Source organism: Arthrobacter sp. UYEF21 (assembly GCF_040546085.1).
Taxonomy (GTDB): domain Bacteria; phylum Actinomycetota; class Actinomycetes; order Actinomycetales; family Micrococcaceae; genus Arthrobacter.
In genome coordinates this window covers 1-1,357 of sequence record NZ_JBEPNF010000052.1, presented here as the reverse complement: position 1 = coordinate 1,357, position 1,357 = coordinate 1, and the positions used below count along the sequence as shown (strand labels likewise).

Annotated in this window: 1 protein-coding gene and 1 pseudogene; both read right to left on the bottom strand. The window is 69.8% G+C overall.

Annotated features, from left to right (window positions below):
- Positions 1-839 (bottom strand): glucose-6-phosphate dehydrogenase assembly protein OpcA (locus ABIB27_RS19315; protein WP_354254704.1); only part of this gene is annotated, 839 nt, incomplete at its 3' end.
- Positions 836-1,357, bottom strand: a pseudogene (locus tag ABIB27_RS19310) (glucose-6-phosphate dehydrogenase); the annotation flags it as partial. The pseudogene ABIB27_RS19310 and the gene ABIB27_RS19315, both read right to left, overlap by 4 nt.

The window sequence follows — 1,357 nt, the reverse complement described above, 5'->3', positions numbered from 1 at the left end:
GCGAGGCAGTCTTTGAGGCTGCGGCGGGGCAGGGAGATGCGTTGGGCGGGCTGGCCGGGCTGGGTGAGTTCGGCGATGGACAGTCCGGGCCGGAAGAGCTGGACGTCGCCGTTGGGCCGGGTGAGCCGGACGCGGCGGATGCCGGTGCCGGCGGGGTCCGCGACGATGGTCACGGGTGCGTCCAGGGCCAGGGTCAGCCAGGCTGCCAGCAGGATGGTGCTGGGCGAGTCTGACGCGCCCTCCACTGCCACTGCGGTGACGGGGGAGGCGTCCACCTGGTCCAGGACGGCGGCGAGCTGGATCCGCCAGTTCGTCAGCCGGGTCCAGGCGAGGTCGGTGTCGCCGGCCTTGTACGTGCTGCGGACGTTCTCAAGTGCGGCTTGGGGGTCGGGTTCGTTCGCGGAGTCGGTGATCCGGCGGTGCGCGATCCGGCCCACGGAGGTCTCGTATGCGTTCTCCGGCGCCCCGTGCGGCCACCAGGCCACGATCGGGGCGTCCGGGAGCAGCAGGGCCGCCACCAGGGATTCGCTTTCGTGGGCGAGCTCGCCGTACCCGCGCAGCACGATGACCTCGGAGGCGCCGGCGTCCCCGCCGACCCGGATCTGCGCGTCCAGCCGGTCCGGGGCGGTGGCGCCGGCGTCGGCGAGCACGATGATCCGGCAGGGGTGTTCCCGGCTGGCTTCGTTCGCGGCCTCGATCGCTTCTTCCTCCAGCCCGGAGCGGGTGACCACCACGAGGGTCAGCACCCGGCCCAGGGCAATCACGCCGCCCTGCTCGCGCAGGGACATGAGTTTCTTCGAGATCTTGGAGGTGGTGGTGTCCGGCAGGTCGACAATCATGGCCTTCTCCAGGTTCGTCCGTCACGGGCCAGCAGCTCATCCGCGCTGGCGGGTCCCCAGGACCCCGGGGCGTAAGGTTCGGGCTGTTCATCGAGGCCGGCCCAGTAGTCTTCGAACGGGTCCAGGATCTTCCAGGACAGTTCCACTTCCTGGTGCCGCGGGAACAGCGGCGGCTCACCGAGGAGCACGTCCAGGATCAGCCGCTCATACGCCTCCGGGGAGGATTCGGTGAAGGAGTGCCCGTAGCCGAAGTCCATGGTCACATCCCGGACTTCCATCTGCGTGCCCGGCACCTTCGAGCCGAACCGGATGGTGGCGCCTTCATCGGGCTGGACCCGGATGACCACGGCGTTCTGGCCGAAGTCATCCTCGCCGTGGTCACGGAACAGCAGGTTCGGCGCCCGCTTGAACACCACCGCAATCTCGGTCACCCGGCGGCCCAGGCGTTTGCCGGCCCGCAGGTAGAACGGCACACCTGACCAGCGGCGGGTGTGGATGTCCACCCGGATCGCGGCAAA